The sequence below is a fragment of the Streptomyces roseoverticillatus genome (assembly GCF_000719265.1).
Classification (GTDB): Bacteria; Actinomycetota; Actinomycetes; order Streptomycetales; family Streptomycetaceae; genus Streptomyces; species Streptomyces roseoverticillatus.
In genome coordinates this window covers 236044-261061 of sequence record NZ_JOFL01000003.1, presented here as the reverse complement: position 1 = coordinate 261061, position 25018 = coordinate 236044, and the positions used below count along the sequence as shown (strand labels likewise).

The window sequence follows — 25018 nt, the reverse complement described above, 5'->3', positions numbered from 1 at the left end:
GGTCAGGCGCGGCGCGCCGCCGCGAAGTCGGCCGCCGTCCACGCCATCCCGACCGCCCCGTCGAGAATCGCCCGCTCGCCGCGAGGCGAAACCGCCGCGTCGGCGAACTCCGCCTCGTGCGGCCCGCAGACGCCCCCGGTGATGTCGAGCACCGGATGGATCGACGGCACGGCGTGCGAGACGTTGCCCATGTCCGTGCAGGCGAAGGGCTCCCGCTGCAGCGGCTCCGGCCGGCCCAGCGCGCGGGCGTTGTCCCGCCAGAGCGCGATGAGCTCCGCGTCGGTGCGGAAGTCGAGGTAGTCCGGCTCGGGGCGGGTCAGTTCGACCTCGCATCCCGTGGCGAGGGCGCCCGCGCGGAAGCACGCCTCGACGCGCTCGCGCAGCTCCCGCAGGTCCTCCGCGGCGGAGGCGCGGATCTCGTACTCGGCCGTGGCCCGGTCGGGGATCAGGTTGGGCGCCGTGCCCGCGCCCGTCGTCACCCCGTGCACCTTCCACTGCGCCGGCAACTGCTGGCGCAGCAGCCCGAGGGCGACCTGGGCGACGGTGAGCGCGTCGGCGGCGTTGCGGCCCTCGTGCGGGTTGAGGCTCGGGTGGGCGGCCTTGCCGGTGTACGCGACGGAGAGCGTGCCGAGCGCGAACGAGCGGAACTCGGCCACCTCGAACGGGCACGGGTGCACCATCATCGCGGCGTCGACCCCGTCGAAGGCGCCCGCCTGAAGCATCAGCGCCTTGCCCGCCCCGCGCTCCTCGGCGGGCGTGCCCAGAACCCGTACGGTCAGGCCTAGTTCGCCGGCGTGCGGCGCGAGAGCCAGGGCGGCGCCGAGGCCGGCCGCGGCGATCAGGTTGTGGCCGCAGGCGTGCCCGAGGCCGGGCAGGGCGTCGTACTCGCAGACGACGGCCACCGTGACCGGGCCCGAGCCCGTCGTGGCGGCGAAGGCGGTGTCGAGGCCGTACGCGGGCGCGGTCACGTCGAAGCTGTGCCCGCGCAGGAAATCGGCGCACCAGCCGGCGGCGCGGTGCTCGGCGAAGGCCGTCTCGGGGTGCGCGTGGATGCGCCGGCTCAGCGACAGGAGGTCGTCGCGATGGGCGAGTACGCGCTCGCGCAGGGCGGTTTTGAGGCCGTCGGCCGCGGTCATGTTCGATGCTCCTGTTCGATCCGCACGCTGGGGTGGGAGACTCTCACGGATAGGCAAAAAATAGCTTAGGCTTACCTAAGCTGACATACCGGGGGGTACCGGTGTGGCCAGATCGCTGTCCTACAACGGGAGTCCCCACGCCATGCGTCACCACGAGGCCGAGACCGATCAGGCCGAGCTTCCCCTGCTCGCCGCCCAGGCCGGAATCCTGTACGCCCAGGAACTCGCCCCTGACAACCCCGTCTACAACACGGGCGACTGCGTGGAGATCCGGGGCCCCCTGGACGAGGAGCTCTTCGAGCGCGCCCTGCTCCGCACCGCCGGCGAGGCGGAGACCCTCTCCCTCCGCGCCGTCCCGGCCGACCCCGCCGACGACAGTGCCGCCCCCGCCCAGCGCCTCGCCGAGGACCGGGAACTGACGCTCCACCGGATCGACCTGCGCACCTCCGGTGACCCCTGGGCCGAGGCCGAGGCGTGGATGCGCGCCGACCTCGACCGCCCCGTCGACCTCACCCGCGGCCCCCTCGTCACCCAGGCACTCTTCCGCATCGACGGCGAACTGCACTGGTGGTACCAGCGCGTCCACCACTTCGCCGTCGACGCGTACGCCCTGACCCTCATCGGCCGCCGCGTCGCCGAGGTCTACACCGCGCTGGCCGCCGGCGAGGAGCCCGCCACCACGGACTTCGCCCCCCTGCGCGAACTCACCGACGAGGAAGCCGCCTACCGCGCGAGCGCTCAGCACACCACCGACGGCGACTTCTGGCGCACCCGGCTCGCCGACCGGCCCGAGCCCGCCTCCCTCTCCGCCCGCCCCGTCGCCCCCGCGACGACGGTCCTGCGCCGCACCGCCGCGCTCCCCAAGGGCACCCGCACCCGCCTGGAGAAGGCGGCGGCCGCCGCCAAGGGCGCCACCTGGGCCGAGCTCGTCATGGCCGCCACCGCCGGCTACGTGCACCGCATATCCGGCGCCCAGGACGTGCTCCTGGGCCTGCCGCTGAAGAACCGGCGCAGCCGCGCCGCCCTGCGCACCCCCGCCATGACCGTCAACGTCATGCCGCTGCGCCTCGCCGTCGGACCCCACGACACGGGCGCCGAACTCGTGCGCCGCGTCGTCCTCGAAGCGCGCGCCGCCGGCCGGCACCAGCGCTACCGCCTGGAGGACCTGCGCCGCGACCTCGGGCTCGCCGGCAGCGACCGGCCGCTGTTCGGGCCGATGGTCAACATCAAGCCGTTCGAGGACGGCGGCCTGGACTTCGCGGGCCTGCCCGGCACCGTCCGCAACCTCGCCGCCGGCCCCGTCGACGACCTCGCCGTCACCGTCGTCCCCGGCCCCGGCGACTCCCTGATCCTCGGCCTCGACGCCAACCCCGGCCGCTACACCGCCGAGGACCTCGCCGCCCACGAACAAGCCTTCCTGCGCTACCTCGACGCGCTCACCGCCCTCCTCCTGGACGACCCGGAGCGGCCCGTCGGCACCCTCGACCTGCTGGATGCCGACGCGATCCGCAGGGCCACCGCCGGCCGCGGCGAGCCGCCCGCCGAGCACACCCTGCCCGAGCTCTTCACCGCGCAGGCCGCCCGCACCCCGGACGCCACCGCCGTCCGCAGCGCCGGCGAGACCCTCACCTTCGCCGAGCTGGAAGCCGCAGCCAACCGCCTCGCCCACGAACTCGCCGCCGCCGGCGTCACGCCCGGCACCGCGGTCGCCCTGGCCCTGCCCCGCAGCGCATCGACCGTCGTGGCCCTCCTCGCCGTCCTCAAGGCCGGCGGCGTGTGCCAGCCCCTCGACCTCGGCCACCCCGCCCAGCGCCTCACCGCCGTCCTCGACGACGCGCGCCCCGGCTGCCTCATCGGCACCGCCGACGCCGTCCGCGGACTGCCCCCGCACGCCGTGCCCGTCCTGCTGCTCGACGACCCGGCGACCCGCGCCCGCACCGACGCCCGGCCGTCAACCGCACCGGCCGCGCCCGCGCTCCGCCAGGACGCGTACATCATCCACACCTCCGGCTCCACCGGACGCCCCAAGGGCGTCGTCGTCACCCACGCCTCGCTGGCCAACCTCCACGCCGGGCACGGCAGCGACCACATCGCCCGCGCCACCGCCCGCACCGGCCGCGACCGCCTGCGCATCGGCCACAGCGCCTCCTTCGCCTTCGACGCCTCCTGGGACCCGCTGATCTGGCTCGTCCACGGACACGAGCTGCACCTGCTCGACGACGCCGGCTACCGCGACCCCGCCGCCCTCGCCGCCTACGTCCACGACGAGTGCCTCGACTACCTCGACGTGACCCCCTCCTACGCCGAAGCCCTCCTCGCCGAAGGCCTGCTGGACCCGGGCCGGCACCGCCCGGCCGTCGTCGTCGTGGGCGGCGAGACCGTGCCCGACCCGCTCTGGCGCCGCCTCGCCGGCACCGAGGGCCTGGGCCCCGTCAACCTCTACGGCCCCACAGAGACCACCGTCGACGCCTACTACTGGCTGCCCGGCGAGGACGGCACCCCGCAGGGCAGCCCCGTCCGCGGCTCGCGCGCCTACGTCCTCGACAACTCGCTGCGCCCGGCGCCCGACGGCGTCACCGGCGAGCTGTACATCGCCGGCGCCTGCCTGGCCCGCGGCTACCTCGGCCGCCCCGACCTCACCGCCGAGCGCTTCACCGCCGACCCCTTCGGCGCCCTCCACGGCGACCCCGGCGCCGCCATGTACCGCACCGGCGACCTGGTGCGCCGCCGCCCCGACGGCACCCTCGAATTCCTCGGCCGCGCCGACGACCAGGTCAAGATCCGCGGCTTCCGCATCGAACTCGGCGAGATCCAGGCCGCGCTGGCCGCCCACCCCGCGGTCTCTCAGGCGGCGGTCATCGCCCGCGACACCGCGCACGGCAAGCGCCTCCTCGGCTACGCCGTCCCCGCCGAGGACACGTCCGCCGCGGAACTCGACACCGAGGCCCTGCGCACCCACCTCGCCGGGCAGCTGCCCGCCCATATGGTGCCCGCCGCGATCCTCGCCCTGGACGCCCTGCCCCGCACCGCCAACGACAAGCTCGACCACCGCGCCCTGCCCGACCCGGAGCCCACCGCGGGCCCGGCCGCCCGCGAGCCCCGCACCCCGCGGGAAGCCGCGCTCTGCGGCCTCTTCCAGGACGTGCTCGGCCTGGACGCCCCGGCGTCCCCCGACGCCGACTTCTTCGCGCTGGGCGGCCACTCGCTGCTCGCCGGCCGCCTCGCCGCCCGCATCCGCGAGGCCCTCGACGAGGGCTTCGGCCTCGCCGACGTCTTCCGCAACCCCACCCCGGCGGCCCTCGCCGCCCTCCTGGAGAGCGCCTCCGCAGCCCCCGCCGCCGACGAGCGCCCCGCCCTCGTGCCCGCACCCCGCACCGAGCGGATGCCGCTCTCCCCGGCGCAGAAGCGGCTGTGGTTCATGCACCGGCTCGAAGGCCCCAGCCCCACGTACAACATCCCCCTGCTCCTCACCCTCACCGGCCCCCTGGACCAGGACGCACTCCGCCTCGCCCTCCGGGACCTCACCGAGCGTCACGAAACACTCCGGACCGTATACCCCGCCACTGACAACGAGCCCCACCAGCGGATCCTCACGCCGGACGAGGCGTACCCCGAGCTGCAAACCGCCCCGCTGACGGCCGACGTCACCGCCGCCGTCCGGCACTGTTTCGACCTCGCGGCCGAACCCCCGCTGCGCGTCACGCTCTTCAGCGACGGGGGCGAGCGGCACACCCTGCTCCTCCTCCTGCACCACATCGCCGGCGACGGCGCCTCCACCACGCCGCTGGCCCGCGACCTCGCCGCCGCCTACACCGCACGCGCCGCCGGCCGCGCGCCCGAACTCGCCCCCCTGCCCGTCCAGTACGCCGACCACACCGCCTGGCAGCAGCGGCTCCTCGGCAGCGCCGACGCCCCCACCGCGCTCGCCGCCCGCCAGCTGGAGCACTGGAAGCAGGCCCTCGCCGGCCTGCCCGACCAGCTCGAACTCCCCACCGACCGGCCGCGCCCCGCCGTGGCCGCCTACGCGGGCGACACCGTGCCCTTCCACCTCGGCGCGGACGCGCACGCCGCCGTCGAGGCGCTCGCCCGCACCACCGGCACCAGCGTCTTCATGGTCGTCCAGGCCGCCCTCGCGGCCCTCCTGACCCGCTACGGCTGCGGCACCGACATCCCGCTGGGCACCCCCGTGGCCGGGCGCGACGACGACGCGACCGCCGGGCTCGTGGGCTTCTTCGTCAACACCCTTGTCCTGCGCGCGGACACGTCCGGCGACCCGGACTTCCGCACCCTCCTCGGGCGCGTCCGCACCGCCACCCTCGGCGCGTACGAGCACGGCGACCTGCCCTTCGACCGGCTCGTCGAGGAGCTCAACCCGCCGCGCTCGCTCGCCCGGCACCCCCTCTTCCAGGTGATGCTCGCCTGGCAGTCCCTGCCGGACGCCGCCTTCGCCATGGGCCCGGGCCTGACCGCCGAGATGGCGGCCACCCCGTCCGGCACCGCCAAGTTCGACCTCACCCTGAACGCGGGGGAGCAGCCCGGCGGCGGCATCGCCGGCTTCCTGGAGTTCCGCACCGACCTCTTCGACCGCGCCACCGCCGAGCGCCTCTCCGCCCACCTGGCCCGCCTGCTGGCCGCGGCCGCCGCCGACCCCGGCACGCCCGTCGGCCTGCTGCCGCTGCTCGGCGACGACGAGCGCCACCAGCTGCTGGTCGGGTGGAACACCGGCACCCCGGCCCCCGCGCCCTCGAAGCAGACCCTCGTGGAGCTCTATGAGGACGCCGCCCGCCGCCACCCGGACCGCACGGCCGTCACCTGCGACGGCGCGTCGCTGGACTACGCGGAGCTGTCCGCCCGCGCCAACCGCCTCGCCCGGCTGCTGGCCGCCCGCGGCATCGGCCCCGGCTCCATCGTCGCGCTCGCCCTGCCCCGCTCCCTGGAGCTGGTCACCGGCCTGCTGGCCGTCGCCAAGTGCGGCGCCGCCTACCTCCCCATGGACCCGGACTACCCGGCCGACCGGCTCGCCTACATGCTCGCCGACGCCGCCCCCGCGGCCGTCGTCACCGACACCGCGACCGCCGCCCGCATCCCGGCGCACGACCTGCCGGTCGTCCTCGTCGACGGCACCGAGGCCGAGGCCTACGGGGCCGCCGACCTCGCCCCGGAGGAGCGCGTCCGGCCCGTGCGCCCGGACGACGTCGCCTACGTCATCTACACCTCCGGCTCCACCGGCCGCCCCAAGGGCGTCCCCGTCACCCACCACAACGTCGTGCGGCTCTTCACCGCCACCGACCAGTGGTTCGGCTTCGGCCACACCGACGTCTGGACGCTCTTCCACTCCTACGCCTTCGACTTCTCCGTGTGGGAGATGTGGGGCGCCCTGCTGCACGGCGGCCGCCTCGTCGTCGTGCCCCACCTCGTCAGCCGCGACCCGGCCGCCTTCCTGCGCCTGCTCGCCGCCGAGTCCGTCACGGTCCTCAACCAGACGCCCTCGGCCTTCTACCAGCTGATGGCCGCCGACAAGGAGAACCCCGGCAGCGAACTGGCCCTGCGCTACGTCGTCTTCGGCGGCGAGGCATTGGAACTGGCCCGTCTCGCCGACTGGTACGAGCGCCACCCCGAGAATGCTCCGACGCTCGTCAACATGTACGGCATCACCGAGACGACCGTGCACGTCTCGTACATCGCCCTTGACCGGGAGAAGGCCGCCGTCGGCGCCTCCAGCACCATCGGCGTCAACATCCCCGACCTGCGCGTCTACGTCCTCGACCCGTACCTGCAGCCCGTGCCGCCCGGTGTCACCGGCGAGATGTACGTCGCAGGCGAGGGCCTGGCCCGCGGCTACCTCGGCCGGCACGCCCTCACGGCGGAACGTTTCGTCGCCGACCCGTACGCCGCCCTCTTCGGTGAGAGCGGCACCCGCATGTACCGCTCGGGCGACCTCGCACGCCGGCGCCCCGACGGCAACCTCGACTACTTCGGCCGCGCCGACCACCAGGTCAAGATCCGCGGCTTCCGCATCGAACTCGGCGAGATCGAGGGCGTCCTCGCCGACCACCCCGACGTCGCCGACGCGGCCGTCGTCGTCCGCGAGGACACCCCCGGCGACAAGCGCCTCGTCGCCTACGCCGTCCCCGCCCGCGAGACCACCCCGGCCGCGCTCCGCGAGCACGCCGCCGGCGGGCTCCCCGCCCACATGGTGCCCTCGGCCGTCGTCCTCCTCGACCGGCTGCCGCTCACCGCCAACGGCAAGCTCGACCGCAAGGCCCTCCCCGCCCCGGACCTCGCGTCCGCCGTCACCGGGGGCCGCGCCCCCCGCGGCCCCCGCGAGGAACAGCTCTGCGCGGTCTTCGCCGACGTGCTGGGCCTGCCCCGGGTCGGCGTCGACGACAACTTCTTCGACCTCGGCGGCCACTCCCTGCTCGCCGTCCGCCTCGCCGGACGCGTCAAGGACGTCCTCGGCGCCGACGTCGGCATCGGCACGATCTTCCAGGCGCCCACCGTCGCCGCCCTCGACGCGGCGATCGAGGCCTCCCGGCAGACGGACGCCCTCGACGTCCTGCTGCCCCTGCGCCCGGCCGCCGAGGGCGACAAGGCGCCGATGTACTGCGTCCACCCCGCCGGCGGCCTCAGCTGGTGCTACGCGGGCCTCATCCGCCACCTCCCCGCCGACGTGCCCATCTACGGCCTGCAGGCCCAGGGCGTCGGCCCGGCCACAGCGGCGCAGCCGCTGCCGCAGACCCTGGAGGAGCTCGCCGCGCACTACGCCGACCGGCTCCGCGAGGTCCAGCAGGAAGGCCCGTACCGCCTGCTCGGCTGGTCCACCGGCGGCATCATCGCCCAGGCCATGGCCACCCGTCTGCAGGACCTGGGCCAGGAGGTCGAGCTGCTGGCCATCCTCGATGCCTACCCCGCCGAGGGCTTCCGCGAGCTGCCCGTGCCTGACCAGGCCGAGGCCCTGGAAGCGCTCCTCGCCATGGGCGGCTACGGCCCCGACAGCCTGGAGGGCAAGCCCTTCGAACTCGCCCACGTCACCGAGGTGCTGCGCCGCGAGGGCTCCCCGCTGGCCAGCCTCGACGACGCCACCATCGAGGCCCTCAACCGCACCTACCTCAACACCAACCACCTGGTGCGCGCCTTCGACCACCGCGTCTACGACGGCGACGTGCTCTTCTTCCGCGCCACCGTCGACACCATCGACGACGAGCTCACCCCCGACACCTGGACCCCCTACGTGACCGGGCGCATCGACAACACGAACGTCAAGTGCTCGCACAAGGACATGACCCTGCCCGAACCGATCGCGCACATCGCGAGCGTCATCGCCGACCGCCTGCAGAACCTGGAGAACTGACCCCATGAGCGACGCACCCGCCAACCCCTTCGACGGCGACGGACCCTTTCTCGTCCTCGTCAACGCCGAGGGCCGGCACAGCCTCTGGCCGGGTTTCGCCGCCGTACCGGACGGCTGGACCACCGTCCACGGCCCCTGCGAGCGGCAGCAGGCCCTCGACTGGATCACCGAGCACTGGACCGATCTGACCCCGGCGGCCCAGGGGTGAAGGGCGTGAACCCGCGCATCGCCGTCGTGATCGTGTACACGGCGGCGATGTGCATGAACGGCCTCGACTCGACCATAGTCAACCCGGCGCTGCTCACCATCGCCCGGGACTTCGGCGAGCCGGTCTCCGCCGCCAACACCGTCGAGGTGGCCTTCCTGGTGGCGCTCGCCGTCGCCCTGCCCGTCGCGGGCTGGCTCGGCGACCGCTTCGGCACCAAGCGCGTCTTCCTCGGCGCCCTCGCCGTCTTCACCGCGGCGTCGGCCGCCTGCGGGCTCTCCCAGGGCCTCACGGCGCTCGTCCTCGCGCGCGTCGTGCAGGGGATCGCGGGCGGCCTGCTCACCCCGGTCGGCATGACGCTGCTCTTTCGCGCCTTCCCGCCGCACGAGCGGATGAAGCTGTCGAAGGTGCTCATCGTGCCGACGGCCCTGATGCCCGCCCTCGGCCCGCCGCTCGGCGGCTTCCTGACCGAGCACTTCTCCTGGCACTGGCTGTTCTTCGTCAACGTGCCGATCGGCGCGGCAGCGGTGCTGCTGGGCGTGGTGGGACTGCGCGAGGAGAAGGAGGACGTGGAGGGCGGATTCGACCTCAAGGGCTTCCTTCTCGCCACCCCCGCGCTCGGCCTGCTCACCTACGCGCTGGGTTTCGGCCCCGCGCACGGCTGGACCTCGCCGTCCGTCGCCGTGGCCGGCCCGCTCGGGCTGATCCTGCTCGTCGCCGGGTGCGTGCACCTGCTCCGGGCGAAGAACCCGCTCCTGGAGCTGCGGTTGCTCGCCGACAAGGTGTTCGCCTCGGCCACGGTGCTCGCCCTGGTCACCTCGGCCGGCCTCATGGGCGTCCTCTTCGCGTTCCCGCTGCTCTACCAGGCGGCGCTCGGGGCCTCGGCCCTGGACGCGGGCCTGAGCGTCTTCCCCGAGGCGCTCGGCCTGATGCTGGCCTCCCAGGTCGCCGACCGGCTGATGCCGAAGCTGGGCCCGCGCCTGCTCGCCGTGCCCGCCCTGCTGCTGGCCACGGGCGTCTTCGCCGCGCTGGCCGTGCCGGGCGTCGCGGAGCACGCGTGGGGGGTGCGCGCGCTGATGTTCTGTGTCGGCCTCGTGCTCGGCACGGCCGTGCTGACCGTCCAGATCGCCGGGTTCGCGGACGTCCCGCCGCCGGCCATGGGCCAGGCGATGGGCCTGTTCACCATCGTGCGCACGCTCGGCGGCGCGCTGGGCATCGCCGCGACCGCCGCGGTGATCGCCGCGTCCGGCGGCTCCCACGGCCAGGACTCGGACCCCGGCCCGTACCGGGCGGCGATCCTGGTCACGGCCGGGCTGGTCGCCCTCGGCGTGTTCGCCGCGCTGCGGATGCCCAAGGAGGCGCCCGGCCCGCCGCCGTTCGACGACGAGCCGCGGGACGAGGAGATACAGGCCGCGGCCTGACGCACGGGCCGGCCCGGCGGGGCCGTCGTCGGACTGCGCTGCGGCCCGGGACGGCACCGCCGGACGGCTGCGTCGTGGTACCGCCGTTGCGGCGGGCTTTTCTTTCCGCCGCAACGGCGGTACCACGTGAGGGTCCGGCGGAATGCGTGACTGCCGCAACGACGCGTGCGTCGTGACCCGCCGGGCAGGCCTACCTCGGTGCCAGCAGGGCCGCCAGCCCCGCGGCGAGCCCCCCGCGCCAGCACGCGTAGTCGTGCCCTCCGTTGAACTCGCCGTAGGCGACGTCGTAGCCCCGGGCCTCCAGCACGTTGCGCAGGTGCCGGTTCTGCGGGAGGAGCATCCACTCCTGCAGGCCAACCTCCACGCGGAGGCGGACGGGCAGCTTCTCGCTCACCGCGAACTGCCGGGTCAGCCACTCGCTGCCGTCGTCGAACTCCGTGCCGTCCGGCCACCAGAAGGAGCCCGACTGGGACAGGGCGTTGCCGAACCGCTCCGGCCGGCGGAAGACCGCGAACGCGGCCGTGAGCCCGCCCGCGCTCTGGCCCGCGACGACCGTGCGCGCCGGGTCGTCCGCCGCCCCGTAGGACCGCGCGGCCCACGGCAGCAGCACGTCCGCCAGCCAGTCGACGAACTCCTCGCTGCAGCTGAGGTCCTCCATGCGGCGCGCGCGGCCCATGGTGTCCACCATCAGCGTGACGGCCTCCGGGAGGCGCTCGTCCGCGTACAGGTTGTCGAGCGCGGTGCCGAAGTCCAGGACCGGCCCCCACATCTCGCCGTCCAGCAGCACGACGACGGGGTACGGGCCGCCGCCCGCCCGGTGCCCGGCGGGCAGGTGCACGTGGACGCGCCGCCCGTCGACGACGGCTTCGGTCCGCTCGCCGCGTGCCGCGCCCGGGCGCGGGGCGGCCCACTCCTGGACGGGCGCGTCCGGGAGCTCCATCACCGAGGACGGGTTGCGCCCGTCGCGCGAGGGAAGCTGCGGGCGCGTGCTGAGCGGGTCGGGCACCGCCGCGTCCAGGACGCGCAGCCAGGAGCCGCGGTCCGCGCGCAGCGTCTCCTCGCGCGGGCCGTGGGCCACGAAGAACTGGTACGAGGCCCGGTGGTCGGCCCGCAGCCGGTGGCTGATGGCCCAGACGTCCGTGCCGTCCACCTTGTCCATGAGGTGCGGCGCGAGGTCCCCCGCGTGCCGGTCCTTGTCGGTGACCGTGTGGAGGAGGGCCAGCACGTCCGTGGCGGGCCGGGCGGCGTCGTCGCGCCAGAGGAAGGTGACGAGCCGCCAGGCGGGGTCGCCTTCGGGGTCGGGTTCGACGAGGGGCGTGCCCTTGGTGGCGGCATGCCGCCAGAAGGTGCCGGCGGCGTCGGGCACACCGTGCCGCACGGCGGCGGCGAGCTCGCGGAGGAGGGGACTCTGCAATGGCATGGGGCTCCCTGTTTCAGCCCGGCCGTCGATTGAGGCCGGGCGCGTTCAGTGCGATACGGGGTGGTCCGGGGGCGGAGCCCCCTCACGCGGCGGAGCCGCACATCGATACAGCCGGGAAGGGGCGGGGTGGGGAAGGAGCCCCGCAGGGCCTACACCCGCGTCGCAGCCGACCTCCCCAGCAGCACCCACAGCAGGAACGGTCCGCCGAGAACGGTGCTGACGATCCCGACGGGAATCTCCGCCCCGTCGAGCGCGACGCGCCCGACCGTGTCCGCGAGGACGACGAGCGCCGCGCCCACGAGCATCGAGCCGACGACGGGCACCCGCAGCGGCCCCGCCAGCCGGCCGGCGATCACGGGCGAGGCGAGGGCGATGAAGCCGACCGGGCCGCAGATGCCGACCGCGAGGCCGGCGAGGCCGACCGCGAGCAGCATGCACACCAGCCGCACCCGTCCCGGCGCGACGCCGAGCGACGCCGCGGTGGAGTCGTCGAACCGCAGCACGTTGAGGTGGCGGGCGACGACGAGGGCGAGCGGCACGAGCACGGCGAGGCCGATGAGGACGGGGACGGCCACCGAATAGCTGCGGCCGTTGAGGCTGCCGGACGTCCACACGTACAGCGAGCTCGCCGAATTCAGCGAGCGCCACGAGAGCACGACCTGGGTGACCGCAGAGGCGAGCGCCGACATGGCGAGGCCGACGACGAGGACGCGGTAGCCGCGCTGCCCGAGGCCGCCGGACACCGTGGTGACGACGAGGACGGCGGCGAGCGCGCCGAGCGGCCCGGCCCACCAGGCGCCGAACGTGCCGCTGAGCGTGGCCGACAGCAGGACGGCGGCGGTGGCGCCGTCGTTGACGCCGAGCAGCTCGGGTGTGGCGAGCCGGTTGCGGGCGAGGGTCTGCGTCAGGCAGCCGGCGAGCCCGAGGGCCGCGCCCGCGGCCAGCCCGGCCACGATCCGGCCGAGCCGGAACTTCTGGACGAGCAGGACGTCGAAGCGGTCGCCCGACCCGAAGACGGCGCTGAACGTACGGCCCAGGCTCATCTCGCTCTGCCCGGCGTACGCGGACAGCACGACGGCGCCGACGAGCACGGCGGCGAGGGCGAACGCGGCGACGGCGGCGCGGCGGTGCACGAGCAGCGACAGGGAGCCGGTGCGGACGACGATGCTGTCGCCGCCCTCTGCCTTGCGGGGCAGCGGCAGCCGGACGGCGGCCGCCCGGCCGCCCTTCGGGCCCTCGTCCGCGGCGGGGTCGGTCATGCCCATCGAGGCCATCCGCCGGGAGCGGACGATGCCGATGAGGACGGGGGCGCCGAAGAGCGCGATGATGACGGAGACGGGCGCCTCGAACGGGCGGGAGACCACGCGGGCCAGGACGTCGGAGCCGGTGAGCACGCCCGCGCCGATGAGGCCGGCGAGCACGAGCTGCGCCGTCAGGCGGGGCCCGGTGACGGCCCGCGCGAGGAATCCGGCGAGCAGACCGAGGAAGGAGATGGGGCCGACAAGCGCCACCGACGCCGCGGTGAGCAGGGTCACGGCCACGGCCACCACGACGCGGATGACGCCGGGCCGGTGCCCCAGCCCCTTGGCGAGGTCGTCGCCGAGGGCGAGGGCGGAGAGCGGGCGGGCGATGAGGAGCGCCACGACGAAGCCGGCGGCGAGGACGGGCACGAGGCTCGTCAGCTTGGTGAAGCCCTCGACGCCCGCGAGCGAGCCGAGGACCCAGAAGCGGAAGCGGTCGTAGGTCTCCGCGGAGTTCACGATGAGCACGCTGGTGATGCCGCCGAAGGTGGCTCCCAGCGCGGACCCGGCGAGCACCAGGCGCATCGGGGAGCCCCCGCCGCGGCGGTTCGCGATGAGCAGCACCAGGGCGCTGGCGAGGACGGCGCCGCCGAACGCCCACAGCAGGTAGCCGTAGCCGCTGTGCACGCCGAGGAAGGCGATGCCGACGACGACGCCGAGCGACGCGCCCGCGTTGACGCCGAGGAGGCCCGTCTCGGCCAGGGGGTTGCGGGTGACGGCCTGCAGCAGGCAGCCGGCCGTGCCGAGGGCGGCGCCGACGGCCAGCGCGGTGAGCGTGCGGGGGAGGCGCAGGTCGCCCACGACCAGCGACAGGCGGGAGCTGTCCCGCGCCCCGTGCCGGCCGAGGACGTAGTCCAGCACGTCCCCGGCCCCGACCTCGCCCGCCCCGACGGACAGCGACAGGGCGGACAGCACGAGGACCGCCAGCACGAGCGCGGCCGAGGCGGTCAGGACGGCCCGGTTGCCGTGCACGCGCCCCGCCGGGGCCTGTTGGCCGGCGGGCTGCACCTCCGGGGGGCCCACTTGCGAGACAGTCATAAGGTAAGGCTAGCCTAAGAACTTTGCGTTCCCGCAGGCGAGGTGGGGTGACCTCGATCGCCCTCGGTTCCTTCCTGCCCTTGCGCCAGCGGAACCCCGCAGCGCAGGTTCCAGCGGCCGCCGCGGCCCGTCAGTTCGGTCAGGGACAGGGGCTGGACGTCGAGGCGCCAGAACGACTGCGCCGGCAGCGCCAGGCCGTGGACCACCGCAGCCCGGATCACCGCCGGGGCGGCGACGGCCAGGATCCTGCCGTCCTCCAGGCCGTCCAGCCACTTCCCGACGCGGGCGATGACGTCCCGCACCGACTCGCCGCCGTGCGGCGCCGCACCCGGATCCGTCAACCAGGCGGCGACCGCCTCCGGTTCGCAGGCGCCGAGGTCCATCAGCTCCCGGCCCCGCCAGCGGCCCGCGTCGAGGTCGCGGAGGGCGGGCTCGGCCTCGGCGGCATCCGCGCCGAGGACCGCCGCCGTCTCCCGGCAGCCGGGGGACGGCGCGGTCAGCACCCGGCCCGCCGCGGGCAGCCGTCCGGCCGCCCTCGTACGGCGCAGCGCCGCCGCGTCGAGCGGGCCGTCGCCCCCGAACCGGGCCTCGTGCGCGGCGACTGCGGCGGGTGAGATCAGCATCACACGGACGGTCATGGTGGTCGTCATCTCCCTTGGCCGACGGGCCTGTCAACGGGCGGTGTCCGCCGCGAATCAGCAGATCACGGACACTGCCGGGGCCGCGCGCCGGGGTGCGCATCCGTACGCCGTGGCGCAGGCCACCGGCGCGCGGTACGGTCACGTGGCAATGACGACGGTGTGACGGAAGTCCGGTGAGAACCCGGCACGGTCGCGCCACTGTGTACCCGGCGGAACGCCCGCAGGGAAGTCAGACCCCGCACTGTCGTCCTAGGCCCCGATTATTGGGACGCGTGTTTTCCCAGGAGGTTCTGCCATGGCCCAGTCCGCCGCTCCGGCCCCCGCTGCGTCCACCGCCATACCCGCGGTAGCGCCCATCTCGCTGAAGGAGATCGCCCCGTGGGCGCTCTTCGTCGGCATCCTCATGCTCGTCCTGCTGTACTTCGTCGGTGCCGAGCAGGGCGCCACCTCCGTCATCTCCGGCGAGAACGTGCACGAGTGGGTTCACGACGGGCGCCACCTGCTCGGTTTCCCCTGCCACTGACGACCGGCCGGGGGTACCACCGTGAACTCGATCTCCGTCAGAGCCCTGCTCGTCCGCGGCATGCTCGCGGGCCTCGCCGCCGGCGTCCTGGCCCTCGTCGTCGCCTATCTGCTGGGTGAGCCCCATGTGGACTCGGCCATCGCCTTCGAGGAGGCGCACAGCCCCCACGACCACGGCGGCGGTGAGGACCCGGTCAGCCGCACCATGCAGTCCACCGCCGGGCTGGCCACCGGCATCCTCGTGTACGGCGTCGCCCTCGGCGGCATCGCCTCGCTGGTGTTCTGCGTGGCGCTGGGCCGCATCGGCCGCTTCGGCCCCCGGGCCACGGCCGCGCTGGTCTCGCTGGGCGCGCTCGTCGCCGTCTACCTCGTGCCGTTCCTGAAGTACCCGGCGAACCCGCCGTCCGTCGGCGACCCCGACACGATCGGCAAGCGCACCGCGCTGTACTTCCTGATGATCGCGCTCAGCGTCCTGCTGGCGGTCGCCGCGGTCATCCTCGGCAAGCGCCTCGCGCCCCGCCTGGGCAACTGGAACGCCACCGTCGCGGCGGGCGCGGCCTTCGTGGTCGCGGTCGGCCTCGCCTACGCGTTCCTGCCCTCGGTCAACGAGCTGCCCGACGACTTCCCGGCGGGCCTGCTCTGGAAGTTCCGCCTGTCGGCCCTCGCCATGCAGCTCCTGCTGTGGACGGGATTCGGCCTCGTCTTCGGCCACTTCGCCGAGCGGCTCCTGGCCCCCCGGGCCGGGGCGCCGGGGGAGAAGGCACGGACGGCGGCGCCGGCGAGCTGAGCAGCGGCCCGCGACCGGCCACCCTGCATCGCCGCGCTGAGAGGAAGAGCCCGCCCGGGTCACCCGGACGGGCTCTTCCTCGTACCACAGCCACCGCCGCGCGTCCCGTCAGCCTCTGAAGTCCCGTTCACTCGTGAGGGGTTCGGATTTCTTCCCCCGCGCGGCCCGGTGCGACGATGCCGCTCGCCCCGACCCGACACCCGAGGAATGGAGCCTTGATGCAGCGACGTGGGGGAGAGCAGGACCGCCGCCGGGGAGCGTGGGGAGCGCCCCTGGCGGCAACGGTGACGGCGACGGCCGCGGCGGTCGCCGCCGCCCTCCCGGCACCGGCCGCGCAGGCCGCACCCGGCCCTTCGGTCGGCGCGAAGGGCGCCTACCTGATGGACGCCCGCTCCGGGCGCTCCCTGTGGGGCAAGGCGGCGACGGTCAGGCGGCCCATGGCCAGCACCACGAAGATCATGACCGCGGTGGTCGTCCTCGACACCCCGGGCATGGACCTCGACCGGCAGATCGAGATCAAGCAGTCCTACCGCGACTACGTCCAGCGCACCGAAGCGAGCACGGCCGACCTCCGCACCGGCGACAAACTGACCGCGCGTCAGCTGCTCTACGCGCTGATGCTCCCCTCCGGCTGCGACGCCGCCTACGCCCTCGCCGACGCCTTCGGCACCGGCCCCGGCGAAGAGGCCCGCACGAAGTCGTTCGTGGCCAAGATGAACGCCAAGGCCCGTCAGCTCAAGCTGAGCGGCACCAACTACGACTCCTTCGACGGCATCTCCTCCGCGGGCCGGAACTACTCCACCCCGCAGGACCTGGCCAGGCTCTCCCTGCACGCCCTGCGTAACAGCACCTTCCGCACGGTCACGAGCGCGCTGAACACCCAGCAGAAGGCCAAGAACGTCAACCGGCTCTACACCTGGTACAACACCAACAAGCTGCTCGGCTCGTACGGCGGCGTCACCGGCGTCAAGACCGGGACCACCTCCTCCGCGGGCCCCTGCCTGGTGTTCGCCGCGCGGAACGGCGGCCGCACCGTCGTCGGCGTCATCCTCAACGACGCCGCGAACCGCTACCCGGACGCCGCGAAGATGCTCGACTACGCCTTCAAGAAGCACACGCCCCTGAACCTGCGCCGGCTCCCCTCCGCGGCGCACGAGGACTGACCGCCCGCCCCCCCCGAGCTCACGAGCCCGGACCCCGTCGGGGGTCCGGGCTCGCCTTCTATCAACTCCTGGGAACCGGCGGTTGTTTATACCTGAACGAGTGAACAGTCTGCGGGGAACTGTGGGTTGGCGAACTCTCCCGCGGGCCGGGGCGGTTAGAGTCCTACCTGTCCGGAAACGGGCACCGGAAAGCCGCGGACACCCCGACGGCACCGGACGAGCAGCCGTCCGCCGGGGTCCCGTCCACCACCCTCAGTCCGACTCCCACGGCACGCCGCCGCGTACCGCAGCCCCGGCGTGCCCCTCGGCCATGCCCTTGGCGCGGATCGGTTCACCGACGCGTCTCGCCGCCAAGCACCAGCGCCTCCCTGCCCGCACCCGCCGGCCAGCCCCACCGCCCTCAGGAGGCTTCCATGTCCCGCCCCGCGTCCCCCGCGGCGTCACACGGCGCGCCACCCGCCGCGCCCGCGACCGGCCCGCGAGCCTACCGCGCACCGGAGCCACGGTGACGCCCTCCGCGCGGCGTCCGCCGCGCACGTTCCCCGTGTCCGAAAGTGAACTCCTGCTGTTCGGCGGTGCCTTGCGGCCCGACAAGGCCTTCGTCACCCACGAGCGGCCGCTGCTGCGGCTGTCCTTCTGGGCGATGGCCCGTCAGCTGCCCGCCATGGTCGCCACCGTCGCCCGGGCCGCCTGGCACGAGGACCCCCGGGCGCTGTGCACGCTGCTCGGCGCCGAACTGGGCCAGGGCCTCACCCGCGCCTTCGGGCTGGTCGCCGCCAACCGGGCCCTGACCGCCCTCTTCACCGCCGGCCCCACCCCCGCCCGGCTGCGCGAAGCCCTGCCCTCGCTGCTCGCGGTCACGTCCGTCGCCGCCGCCACCGCCCTGCTCTCGGCGGTCTCCCTGGCGGCCGCCGGACAGCTGGAGCCGAAGGTGGAGCGGGTGTGCACCGCCCGCTTCTACCGCGGCGCGGTCCGCGTCGAGCTCGCGGTGCTGGAGGACAAGGACTTCCACCGCCTCCTCGACGCCGGCCGCTTCGGCACCGACTCGGTCCGCCTGATGATCGGCTCGTCCGTCACGGTCGTCAACGCCCTCGTGGGACTGGCCGCTTCGGCCGGAGTGCTCGCGCTGCTGCACCCCTCGCTCGTCTTCATGCTCCTCCTCGTCGCGGCCCCCAAGGGCTGGGGCGCGGTCGTCACCGCCCGGCGCCAGTACGCCTCCCGGCACGCCTGGATCGAGCACCGGCGAGCCATCTCCGTCATCACCTCCACGCTCACCGGCCACGACACCGCCGCCGAGATCCGCGTGCACGGCGCCGGCCGCATGCTCGTCGGCGCCTACGACGACATGGCCGCCACCGTCGAGAAGGAGCAGCAGCGCCTCGCCCGCGCCGAAGCGGTCACGCGCAGCGCCGCGTCCGCCCTCTCGGGGGGCGGCGCGCTCGCCGTCTACGGCGTGCTGTGGCTGCTGCTCGCCTCCGGCGGGATGCCGCTGGCCGTCGCCGGCACCGCGGTCATCGCCGTACGGGCCGCGGGCGCGAGCCTCACCGCGCTGGTGACCCAGACCAACCGCCTCTACGAGGAGGCCATGTACCTCGGCGACCTGGAGCGCGCCTGCACGGAGGCCGAGCGCCACGCCATCCCCGCGGGCGGCACGCCGCTGCCGCGCGGCGTGAAGGAGATCCGGCTGGAGAAGGTCACCTTCGTCTACCCCGGCGCCCCGGCGGCCGCGCTCAGCGACGTGAGCCTGACCGTCCCGCCCGGCAAGGTCGTCGCCCTGGTCGGCGCGAACGGCTCCGGCAAGACCACCCTGTCCAAGCTGGTGGCCGGGCTGTACCTGCCCACCTCCGGGCACCTGTACTGGAACGGCGTCGAGATCCGCGACGCCGACCGCGACCAGCTCTTCGACCACGTGGCCGTCCTCTCCCAGGACTTCCCCCGCTGGCCCATGACCGCCCGCGCCAACGTGCACATCGGCCGCCCCGGAACGCCCCCGGACCAGGCCCGCATCGAGCGCGCGGCCGCCGAGTCCGGCGCCACCGGCGTCGTCTCGTCCCTGCCGCACCAGTGGGACAGCCTCGTGGTCAAGGGCTTCGAGCGCGGCACGCAGATCTCCGGCGGCCAGTGGCAGCGCCTGGGCAGCGCCCGCGCGCGCTACCGCCGCGCGCCCCTGCTGATCGTCGACGAACCGACCTCGGCCCTCGACCCGCGCGCGGAGGCCGAGGCGTTCCAGTCGCTGCGGACGCTGACCGACGACGGCACGACCGTCCTGCTGATCACCCACCGCCTCGCCGCGACGGCCACCGCCGACCTCATCTACGTCCTCGACCACGGGCGGGTGGTGGGTAAGGGCACGCACGAGGAGCTGATGGCCGTCGAGGGCGGCCTGTACCGGTCGATGTACGAGCTCCAGGCCGCCCAGTACGGCGTGGGTGCGCAGCAGTCCGCCGCCGGTGCCGCCCCCGGCCCGGCTCCCGCTCCCTCCGCGGCCACCGCCAAGGCCCGGCGCACGAGTTCGCCCCATGCACAGCCCGCCCAGACCTGAGGACCGCGAGGCCGCCCCGCCCGCCCCACCCGCGCCGCTGCCGGCCGCGCCGGAGCGGCTGGGCCCGCTGGCGAGCACCCTGCGCGATGTGCTGGGGTGCCTGGGTGTGATCACGGCCGCGGTTCTCATCTCCATGCTCTGTGTCCATCTCGGCCAGGCCTTTCCCGGGCTAAGGGGAACGCCCTGAGGCCCTTCCGGGTTACGCCCGGCGCCCGCCCGAATTCCGGAACGCTTCCGTGGCCGCCGGCGGGCGCCGGGAAAATCGGGGTGAATTCACGGTTCCGGGTGCGGCCCGGTGCCGCCGTTTTCCCTGTATTGAGCAAGTGTCTACAGGCGCGGCGGGGTTGTGACGGCCCGCCGCCCCCGTCCACCTGGGCTTCCGCCGGGTGACGGGAACCGGGGAACGGTTGTCCTACGCGGAGTCTGGCGCACTCGGGTGGCGCCTCCTACCATTCGAACGCTCCCCGTCCCCAGGGGTTCTTGGGAGGCAGGACATGGCATGTCCATGTCCTAACCGAACCATGCTCCCACCCATTCCGGTCCGGTGTCCTCCGGGATCCCGGCCGAAATGAAAGTCGCTCATTCCGAGGACAACCGATTGGAGAGCCATGCCCGGTGGCCTTATCGCAGGAGCCGCGCTCGCGGCACTGTTCGCCTCACCGATATCCACGTACGACGCGTCGATCATCGTCAATCCGCCCCCGGACAAGATCGTGATCGAGATCGCCACGGTCAACGGCTCCGGTTGTCCCGCGGGCACGGCCGCGGTGGCCGTCGCGCCCGACAACACGGCCTTCACGGTCACCTACAGCGACTACCTCGCCCAGGTGGGCGTGGGGTCCAAGCCGACCGACTTCCGCAAGAACTGCCAGCTCAACCTGATCGTGCACGTCCCGCAGGGCTTCACGTACGCCATCGCCAGCGCGGACTACCGCGGCTACGCGAAGCTGGAGCCCGGGGCGAGCGGCACGGAGAAGGCCTCGTACTACTTCCAGGGGTCCTCCGTGACCACGCCCATCAGCCACACCTTCCGCGGCAACTACGCGGACAACTGGCAGGCCACCGACCGCGTCGACGTGGCCGCGCTGGTCTGGGCCCCCTGCGGCGAGAAGCGGAACTTCAACATCAACACGGAGCTCCGGGTCAACGCGGGCAGCTCCGACCCGTCCAGAACCACCAGCTTCATGACGATGGACTCCACCGACGGTGACCTCAACACCATCTACCACCTGGCCTGGAAGGAGTGCCCGAGGAAGTAGCGGCGCCGCTCACCGGGGCGGCGCGAATTTGCGCCGCCCTCACCGACCCCCACCTGCGGTGATAGCACTCCGCTCGGACACCGTGACCAAGTGGGTATAGACCTCTGGCGAAAAGCAGGCGACTGTGGGGGGAACCACATCCAGCGCCCCTCAGCGCTATCCCGATTGCACGTGAGCCACATGTATGCGACCAGCCGCGACACCGCGAGCCCCTTGCATTCGGCTGACGCCTTCACCAGCGCCACCGACCCGGCGATCGCCCTCTGGGCCGCCTCCCCGCGGAAGCTTCCCGCTCCCTGGGGCCCCCACATCCCCCTGTGCATGCACGGCCCGCTCTCCCGGCGGCATCCCCACCCCGGCCTGCCGCCCGGCACCCGGCCGCCCGGCCGCGCCACCCAGGCCCTCGCCCTCCCGGCGACGGAGCGCTCCGTCGCGGCCGCCCGCCGGTTCTCCCGGGCGCTGCTGGCCGAGTGGGGCCTGCACGAGCTCGCCGACGACGCGGCCCTCCTGCTCTCCGAGCTCGTCACGAACGCCGTCGTGCACGTGCCGGGGACGCCCCAGGGCATCCAGCTCGTCCTGAGCCGGGGCGAGGGCCACCTCGTCGCCCAGGTCACCGACCCGGGCGGCTACCTGCCCCGCTGCGGCGAGGCCGGGCCCGACAGCGAGAACGGGCGCGGCATGTGGCTCGTCGAGCAGATCGCCGCCCAGTGGGGCCACCACGCCTCCGGCAACGGCAAGACCGTCTGGTTCACCCTCCGCTTCCCTTAGCGCGCCCCGTCACGGCCGTCGCCCGACCGCCCGCGGAGGCGCACCCGCCCGGTTCGGAGAGACCATGGAGTCGCTGCGGCGGGCGGAAGGAGGTCCTCGATGGGCGCGACCGACGCATTCGGGGCCCGCCCCGTCCAGCAGACCTCCGGCCGCGCGCCGTACGTGCCCGGCAGCCTGCTGGACGTGCTGGGCGTGGCCGCCGGAGTGCTGGACCGCGAGGGCCGGATCGTGCTGTGGAGCCCGCAGGCCGAGCAGCTCTTCGGCTGGAGCGCGGCCGAGGCGCTCGGCCAGTACGCCGCCCGGCTGCTGGTCTCCGAGGACGACGTCGACGCGGTGCTGCAGCTGTTCGCCGAGGTCATGGGCGAGGGCGAGACCTTCGCCGTGGTCTTCCCCGCCCGGCACAAGGACGGCGGCACCCGGCTCGTCGAGTTCCGCAACGTACGCCTGGAGGACCGGCACGGCGAGTTCTTCGCCCTCGGCATCGCCACCGACCGGGAGGTCCTGCGCAAGGTCGAGCGCGACCTCGCCCTCTCCCTCGGCCTGGTCACCCAGTCCCCGATCGGCCTCGCGGTCCTCGACACCGCGCTGCGCTACGTCATGGTCAACCCCGCCCTCGAACGCATCTACGGCCTGCGCGCCGAGCAGTGCACCGGACGCACCGTCCGCGAGGTGCTGCCCCGCGCGGACACCGGCGCCATCGAGGCCGCCATGCGCGAGGTCCTCGCCACCGGCACCCCGCTGCTCGACCGCTTCGCCGTCGGCCACGAGGGCGGCGGCGCCGGCGAGGAGCAGGCCCAGCTCGTCTCGTACTACCGCCTGGAGGACCCCGGCGGCCAGATCCTCGGAGTCGCCACCTCCCTCGTCGACGTCAGCGACCGCCACCGCGCCAACGAGGAGGCCCGCCGCCGCACCGCGCTCATCGCCGACGCCTCCGTGCTGATCGGCACCACGCTGGAGCTGGAGCAGACCGCGCGCGAGCTCGCCGAGGTCGTGGTGCCACGGCTCGCCGACGTCGCGGCCGTCGACGTCCTCGACAGCGTCGTCGACGGCGACCGCACCGGCGCCCCGGCGGGCCGCGCCGCGGTCTTCCGGGCCCTGGCCGTCGCCGCCGCGCGCGGCACGGACGCCACGACGGCCGCGGCCTGCGCCGACGCCGTACGGGCCGCCGACCCGCCCGGCCGGATCGCCAAGTACGACCACGACCGGCTCGTCGCCCGCTGCGTGCGCACCGGCCGCCCGGTCAGGGTGTCCCGCGTGCACGCCGAGGACCTGCCGGAGATCGCCCGCGACGCCGACGCGGCCCGCCTGCTCGCCCGCGCCGGCCTGCACTCCTACATGGCCGTGCCGCTCATCGCCCGCGGCGAGGTGCTCGGCGCCCTCGACCTCAAGCGCATCGGCAACCCCCGCCCCTTCGACGAGGACGACGCCGCCCTCGCCGCCGAGCTCGCCGCCCGCGCCGCGGTCTCCATCGACAACGCCCGCTGGTACCAGCGCGAGCGCGCCACCGCCCTCACCCTCCAGCGCACCCTGCTGCCCCAGCGGCCCCAGGACCCCGTCGGCCTGGAGATCGCCTTCCGCTACCAGCCCGCCGGCGCCGCCAGCAGGGTCGGCGGCGACTGGTTCGACGTCATCCCGCAGGACGGCGAGAAGAGCGCCCTGGTCGTCGGCGACGTCATGGGCAGCGGCATCAACGCCGCGGCCGCCATGGGACAGCTGCGCACCGCCGCCCGCACCCTCTCCCAGCTCGGCCTCGACCCGGCCCAGGTGCTGCACCACCTCGACCACACCGCCAGTGGTCTCGACCAGATGATCGCGACGTGCCTGTACGCCGTGTACGACCCGCGGAGCGGCCGCTGCTGCGTGGCCAACGCCGGCCACCTCCCACCCGTCCACCTCCGCCCCGCCCGCCCCCCGGCCCTCGTCGACCTCCCCGCCGGGGCCCCGCTGGGCGTCGGCGGCGTCCCCTTCGAGAACACGGCCGTCGACCTCGCGCCCGGCGACGGCCTCGTCCTCTACACCGACGGCCTGGTGGAGACCCGCGACGAGGCCATCGACGCCCGCCTCGAAGCCCTCCTCGCCGTCCTGGAGGACGCCCCCGCCGGCCTGGAGGCGACCTGCGACCTCCTCCTGACGTCCCTGCGCCCCGGCAACGACCAGGACGACGTGGCCCTCCTCATCGCCCGGGCGGTCCCGGCGCCTCCTGCCGTCCCGTGACCGTGACCGGCAGCGCCGTCAGCGCGTGCGACCGGAACGACGCCCGCCACCGCAGCTCGCCGGCGGGGACCGCGAGGGCGATGCCCGGCAGCCGGTCCAGCAGGGCCGCGAGCGCGATGCGGATCTCCATGCGGGCGAGGGGCGCGCCGAGGCAGTAGTGCATGCCGTGGCCGAGGGCCAGGTGGGCCTTGTCCTCGCGGTGGATGTCGAAGCGGTCCGGGTCCGGGTAGCGGTCCGGGTCCCGGTGGGCGGAGGCGAGGCAGAGCAGCACGGTGTCGCCCGGCGGTATGCGGACGCCGCCGAGCTCGACCGGCTCGACCGGGAAGCGCCGGACTGCCATCTGGTTGGGGTGGCCGTGGCGCAGCAGTTCCTCGACGGCCCCGGGCCACAGTGACGGGTCCGCGCGCACCTCGGCCAACTGGTCCGGGTGGCCGAGCAGGGTCAGCAGGCCGCCGCTGATCAGGTGCTGGGCGTTCTCGCTGCCCGCCATCAGGATCAGGAAGGCCAGGGAGACGAGTTCGTCCTCGCCGAGCCGGTCGCCGTCGTCGCGCGCGGCGATCAGCGCGGACAGCAGGTCGTCCGCGGGCGCGGCCCGGCGCACCGCGACGAGGTCCAGCAGGAAGCGGTGGATGCGGTCCACGGCCTCACCGACCTGCGCGGGGTGCTCGGGCGCGAACATCGTGCCCACGTCCGCGGAGAACGGCCGCCGGTCCGCCTCCGGCACGCCGAGCAGGTCGCCGATGACGGTCAGCGGCAGCGGATTGGCGAATTCCGTGACCAGGTCGGCGCTGCCCTCCTCCGCGATGCGCCCGGCGAGGGCGTCGGCGAGCCGGTCCGCCGTGGCCCGGACGCGCCCGCGCAGCTCCTCGACGCGGCGCGGAGTGAAGCCCTTCGACACCAGGCGGCGCAGCCGCAGGTGGTCGGCCGGGTCGATGTTGAGCAGATTGGCGTCGAGGGCGGGCGGCAGGGCAAAGCCTTTGTAACCGCTGCCCGAATGCGCCTTGTTCACCGACAGCCGCGGGTCGGTGAGCGCGGCCCGCACGTCGGCCTCGTGGGTGACGAGCCGGGCGGGCGAGCCGTCGGGGAGCGCGATCCGGTGCACGGAACCCGCCGCCCGCAGCCGCGCGTAGACCGGGTAGGGATCGGTGAAGAACGCGGCGTCGAACGGGCGCGGGAGGGCGGCAGGGTCTGCGGCCCCGGCGGCCCCGGTGGTCTCGGCGGTGTCCATCGTACGAGCGTAGGACGGGCGC

At 74.4% G+C, this 25018-nt stretch carries 15 protein-coding genes; 10 read left to right on the top strand and 5 right to left on the bottom strand.

The window, feature by feature from the left end:
• Positions 1-2: 2 nt before the first annotated feature.
• On the bottom strand, positions 3-1136 hold the full coding sequence (locus IF61_RS0104950) for a M20 family metallopeptidase (RefSeq protein WP_043187776.1): 1134 nt from the start codon (positions 1134-1136) through the stop codon (positions 3-5).
• A 142-nt stretch (positions 1137-1278) separates the two neighbouring features.
• Between IF61_RS0104950 and IF61_RS0104945 the strand changes: the two genes are divergently transcribed.
• From IF61_RS0104945 to IF61_RS0104935, 3 genes are read left to right on the top strand one after another with little or no spacing between them, the layout of a single operon-like run.
• Positions 1279-8487, top strand: a complete 7209-nt coding sequence (locus IF61_RS0104945; protein WP_052392402.1) for an amino acid adenylation domain-containing protein — start codon at positions 1279-1281, stop codon at positions 8485-8487.
• A gap of 4 nt (positions 8488-8491) precedes the next feature.
• Entirely contained in the window at positions 8492-8695 is a 204-nt protein-coding gene (locus IF61_RS0104940; protein ID WP_030364989.1) for an MbtH family protein, read from the top strand.
• Positions 8696-8700: 5 nt separating this feature from the next.
• Positions 8701-10113 (top strand): DHA2 family efflux MFS transporter permease subunit, encoded by a 1413-nt coding sequence (locus tag IF61_RS0104935; RefSeq protein ID WP_281178028.1) that lies wholly within the window; start codon positions 8701-8703, stop codon positions 10111-10113.
• Positions 10114-10303: 190 nt separating this feature from the next.
• Here the strand turns inward: IF61_RS0104935 and fes are convergent, their stop codons facing one another.
• The 3 genes from fes to IF61_RS0104920 all read right to left on the bottom strand — a co-directional run bounded on the left by fes (position 10304) and on the right by IF61_RS0104920 (position 14510).
• The gene (gene fes / locus IF61_RS0104930; protein ID WP_043187773.1) at positions 10304-11533 is read right to left on the bottom strand and encodes an enterochelin esterase; all 1230 of its coding nucleotides are present in this window, start codon (positions 11531-11533) and stop codon (positions 10304-10306) included.
• A gap of 149 nt (positions 11534-11682) precedes the next feature.
• Positions 11683-13872, bottom strand: coding sequence for a Fe(3+)-hydroxamate ABC transporter permease FhuB (fhuB, locus tag IF61_RS0104925; RefSeq protein WP_052392400.1), 2190 nt, complete (start codon positions 13870-13872; stop codon positions 11683-11685).
• A 14-nt stretch (positions 13873-13886) separates the two neighbouring features.
• Entirely contained in the window at positions 13887-14510 is a 624-nt protein-coding gene (locus IF61_RS0104920) for a histidine phosphatase family protein (RefSeq protein WP_030364985.1), read from the bottom strand.
• A 298-nt stretch (positions 14511-14808) separates the two neighbouring features.
• Here IF61_RS0104920 and IF61_RS0104910 point away from each other — a divergent pair, with 298 nt between their 5' ends.
• The 7 genes from IF61_RS0104910 (at position 14809) to IF61_RS0104875 (ending at position 23768) form a co-directional block, all read left to right on the top strand.
• A complete protein-coding gene (locus IF61_RS0104910) occupies positions 14809-15036 on the top strand; it encodes a CbtB domain-containing protein (protein ID WP_030364984.1) in 228 nt (75 codons plus the stop codon).
• 21 nt (positions 15037-15057) lie between these two features.
• Complete coding sequence (locus IF61_RS0104905; RefSeq protein WP_030364983.1) at positions 15058-15822, top strand: CbtA family protein; 765 nt, start codon at positions 15058-15060, stop codon at positions 15820-15822.
• A 218-nt stretch (positions 15823-16040) separates the two neighbouring features.
• Complete coding sequence (locus tag IF61_RS0104900) at positions 16041-16985, top strand: D-alanyl-D-alanine carboxypeptidase family protein (RefSeq protein WP_078659966.1); 945 nt, start codon at positions 16041-16043, stop codon at positions 16983-16985.
• A gap of 544 nt (positions 16986-17529) precedes the next feature.
• Positions 17530-19527 carry an ABC transporter ATP-binding protein gene (locus tag IF61_RS0104895; protein ID WP_030364981.1) on the top strand — a complete coding sequence of 666 codons (1998 nt, stop codon included), beginning with the start codon at positions 17530-17532 and terminating at the stop codon, positions 19525-19527.
• A 608-nt stretch (positions 19528-20135) separates the two neighbouring features.
• Positions 20136-20786: a DUF4360 domain-containing protein gene (locus tag IF61_RS0104885; RefSeq protein WP_030364979.1), complete on the top strand. Its 651-nt coding sequence runs from the start codon at positions 20136-20138 to the stop codon at positions 20784-20786.
• A gap of 180 nt (positions 20787-20966) precedes the next feature.
• Positions 20967-21554, top strand: coding sequence for an ATP-binding protein (locus IF61_RS32015; RefSeq protein ID WP_052392399.1), 588 nt, complete (start codon positions 20967-20969; stop codon positions 21552-21554).
• Positions 21555-21653: 99 nt separating this feature from the next.
• On the top strand, positions 21654-23768 hold the full coding sequence (locus IF61_RS0104875; protein WP_030364977.1) for a SpoIIE family protein phosphatase: 2115 nt from the start codon (positions 21654-21656) through the stop codon (positions 23766-23768).
• On the opposite strand, the gene IF61_RS0104870 is transcribed toward IF61_RS0104875, so the two are convergent.
• The gene (locus IF61_RS0104870; protein WP_052392398.1) at positions 23728-24996 is read right to left on the bottom strand and encodes a cytochrome P450 family protein; all 1269 of its coding nucleotides are present in this window, start codon (positions 24994-24996) and stop codon (positions 23728-23730) included. The genes IF61_RS0104875 and IF61_RS0104870 overlap by 41 nt on opposite strands.
• Positions 24997-25018 lie beyond the last annotated feature (22 nt).